The 3,180-nt window shown below is 72.3% G+C and carries 4 protein-coding genes; 3 read left to right on the top strand and 1 reads right to left on the bottom strand.

Annotated features, from left to right (window positions below; genetic code table 11):
- On the top strand, positions 1-527 hold a 527-nt coding region (locus ACFU99_RS38620; protein ID WP_384401881.1), incomplete at its 5' end, for a helix-turn-helix transcriptional regulator.
- A gap of 93 nt (positions 528-620) precedes the next feature.
- Here the strand turns inward: ACFU99_RS38620 and ACFU99_RS38615 are convergent.
- Positions 621-1,553, bottom strand: coding sequence for a ScbA/BarX family gamma-butyrolactone biosynthesis protein (locus ACFU99_RS38615; RefSeq protein WP_384401878.1), 933 nt, complete (start codon positions 1,551-1,553; stop codon positions 621-623).
- 235 nt (positions 1,554-1,788) lie between these two features.
- Between ACFU99_RS38615 and ACFU99_RS38610 the strand changes: the two genes are divergently transcribed.
- Both ACFU99_RS38610 and ACFU99_RS38605 read left to right on the top strand, forming a co-directional pair.
- Positions 1,789-2,415, top strand: a complete 627-nt coding sequence (locus ACFU99_RS38610) for a ScbR family autoregulator-binding transcription factor (RefSeq protein ID WP_384401875.1) — start codon at positions 1,789-1,791, stop codon at positions 2,413-2,415.
- Positions 2,416-2,579: 164 nt separating this feature from the next.
- The coding region (locus tag ACFU99_RS38605; RefSeq protein ID WP_384401872.1) for a BTAD domain-containing putative transcriptional regulator at positions 2,580-3,180 on the top strand (601 nt) is incomplete at its 3' end.

Below are 3,180 nucleotides of genomic sequence, written 5' to 3'. Positions count from 1 at the left end.
GTTCCGACCTCTCCGACCTCGGCCGCCGCGTCGTGACGATCTCGGTGTCCGACCGCACGCTGTACGCGGGCGAGGCCGCCGAGGCGGGCCCGGCCGCGCGGCTGTCGCCGCGCGAACGCGAGGTCCTCGACCTGGTCGCCGTCGCGCTCAGCAACCGGCAGATCGGGGCGCGGCTCGGCATCACCGAAGGCACCATCAAGCGCCACCTGCGCAACATCTTCGACAAGCTCGACGCCGTTTCCCGGCTGGACGCCGTGAACAAAGCGTTGGGTGGAGTCGGGACAGGGGCCGGTTCCGGGTCCGGGTCCCGGCCGTGGGCGGCCTCGCCTGGGGCTGCCGCGCCGGAAGCCGCCGCGCGGCCCGTCGCGCGGCCGCCGGCCCCGGTTCTCGCCCGTAACCACGCGCCAGTCACTGCCGCTGCCGCTGCGCACCACTACGTCTCCTACTCCGCGGCCCGCTTCCCCGCGAACGCGACGGCTCGACGCGGCGGCGACGCGCGGCGCGAGTACGCCGACAGGGAGCGGTGACGGGGAGAGACAGCGGCGGGCCGGGGCGCCTCGGCCGTGGCTGGGGGCGGGTCGCCCGCCCCCAGGTACGTTCTGCGGCAGGGTCTCGACGAATCAGCCGCACATCTCGACGGACACCGTGGCCTCGAAGACCGTTTCTCCGTCCTGTTCCGCGCGGACGCGCACTTGGGCGTCCTTGCCGTGTCCGACCGGTGTGCGCGTGGCGGTGATCCAGCAGGGGGCGGCCAGTTCCACGTATTTGTAGTACTTGCTGTCGACGCCGACGGGCAGTACGCGGCCCGGGGAGAGGGCCTGGGCGGCCTGGCGGGCGGCTTCCAGGAGGGTCATGCCGGGGACGTGGTCGACGGGGTGGTCGAAGAGGACGGGGTGGGCGCGGTCGATGCGGAGCTGCCAGCTTCCGTAGGCCCAGTCGCCGTTGAGGCCGTCGGCGCCGGTCGGTCTCTCCTCGCCGGGCGTGCCGAGGACCACGTCGCGCGGGTCGCGGCGGCCGACGAGGCGGGCCGGGACGGCGGCGGGCCGGGGCGGGAGCTCGTCGGGCGGGGTCGCGTACGGGCCGCGCAGGCGGCGGTAGACGGCCGGGGACATGATCTGGAGCGGCATGCGGCCGGTCCCCATGAGCCTGTCGTCCCGCAGCAGGGTCACGTCCAGACACATGCCGGCCAGGCGCCGGCCGCGCCGCTGGACGTCCCGGCACTCGATCCGCAGTTCGACGTCGGCCGGGCCGGGCCCCACCATCAGCGGCGCCGGCGCCGTCTGGAAGTCGAGCGCGCTCATGAGGGAGGGGTGGCCGGCCGGTACGCCGTAGAACTCGTGCCCCAGCAGGACCGACGCCTGCCGTACGGTCTCGGCGATGAGCAGCGGATCGTGCCAGACGCGGCCCACCGGAGCGTAGAAGCTGTGTCCCCGGGGCCACTGGGCCGCCAGGTGGAACGTGTCCTCGCCCAGCTGCCGCCAGTCGGTGAGCAGGACTTCCGCGACCGCGGCGCGGTGCACCAGATGCCGGGGGGCGGTCTGGGTGTAGCTCAACGCGCGTAGTTCCGTCCGCTGCTGCGGCAAGGTCGCGGTCGCGGGAAGCACGTCTAAGACATCGATCAGAGTCACTCGCCGTCGCCCTTCGTGGGGTTGGTCGTAGCTTCCGACGTGAGTAAAATACGGACCACCCGGTTTTATTCTCAAGCAAGATCACCACTTTTACCCCGCTCTTTACCCTGCGCCCCAGGGATACGGGCATCGAACGGGACGAACCGAGTTGGAGGACCCCTTGGCGAAGCAGGAGCGCGCGGTACGGACCCGGCGCAAGGTGCTGGAGGCCGCCGCCACGGTCTTCGACGAGCACGGATACGCCGCCGCCAACATCTCGGACATCCTCAAGGCGGCCGGCGTGACGAAGGGGGCCCTCTACTTCCACTTCGCCTCGAAGGAGGAGCTCGCCCGCGGCGTCATGGCCTCCCAGATGGAGGAGACCGCCGTCCCCGAATCGGGCTCGCCGCTCCAGGACATCATCGACCTCACCCAGCAACTGGCCGTACGGCTGCGCCTGGGCCACGACCCGCTGCTGCGCGCCAGCATCCGGCTCACCATCGAGCACGGCTCCTTCGACGCCCGGGACACCGCCCCCTACGAGTGGTGGCTGGGCATCTTCACCCGCCGCTTCATCCTCGCCATGGGCGCCGACGAACTGCGCGAGGGAACCGTCCCCGAAGACGCCGCCGCCACCGTCGTCGGCTCCTTCTCCGGCATCCAGCTCCTCTCCCACGTCACCACCGACCGCGAGGACATCACCCGCCGGATCACCGTCTGGTGGCAGCAGCTGCTGCCGGGGCTGGCCGCTCCCGACGTCCTGCCCCGACTGCGCCCGGAGGGGACTGTCCCGCACGCGGAGGAGTGACGCCCGGCGCCGCGCGGACCGTGGCGGACAGTGGCGGACTCCCCGAAAGTGGCAGGCCACGGCGGCCGTTGGGCACATACGCCCACCTCGTACGGGCGGCTAGGGTCCCCCCGAGAGCGCCATCGCGCCATTCATCCACTGTCTGTTGGGGGTAGCGGCAGAAGATGACCAGTACCAGTACCAGTCACATACATTTCTCGGTGCTCGGCACACTGCGGATGACCGTGAACGGCACCGTCCACGTCCCGCGCGGCCCGAAGGTCAGCAAGCTGCTGGCCCTCCTGCTGCTGCGGGCCGGGCACGTCGTCGAAACCGGCACGCTGGTCGACGAGTTGTGGGCCGAGAGGCCGCCGCGCGGCGCGGTCAGCACGGTGCGTACGCACATCTACCACCTGCGCCGCCAGCTGGAGGAGCGGCTCGGCGCGGCGGCCGGCCCGCTGCTGGCCACCCGCCCGCCCGGCTATCTGATGCGGCTCGGGCCCGACCAGCTCGACGCCACTCTCTTCGCCCGGCTCACCGCCGAGGGGCGCGCCCTGCTGGCCCGGGGCCTGCCCGCCGAGGCCGCCGCGGCGTGCCGCACCGGGCTCCGGCTCTGGGAGGGCCGCGCGCTGTCCGGCGTGCACGCCGGACAGCATCTGGAGGTCCACCTCCAGCGCCTCGACGAACTGCGCATCCAGGCCGTCGGCACGCGCGTCGAGGCCGAGATGCGGCTCGGCATGCACGCCGAACTCATGCCGGAGCTACGGTCGTTGGTGGCCGCCTACC

It is taken from the genome of Streptomyces sp. NPDC057654 (assembly GCF_042800135.1).
In the GTDB taxonomy this organism is placed as follows: domain Bacteria; phylum Actinomycetota; class Actinomycetes; order Streptomycetales; family Streptomycetaceae; genus Streptomyces.
The sequence above is the reverse complement of the archived record's forward strand: the minus strand, read 5'-3'. Positions and strand labels throughout refer to the sequence as shown.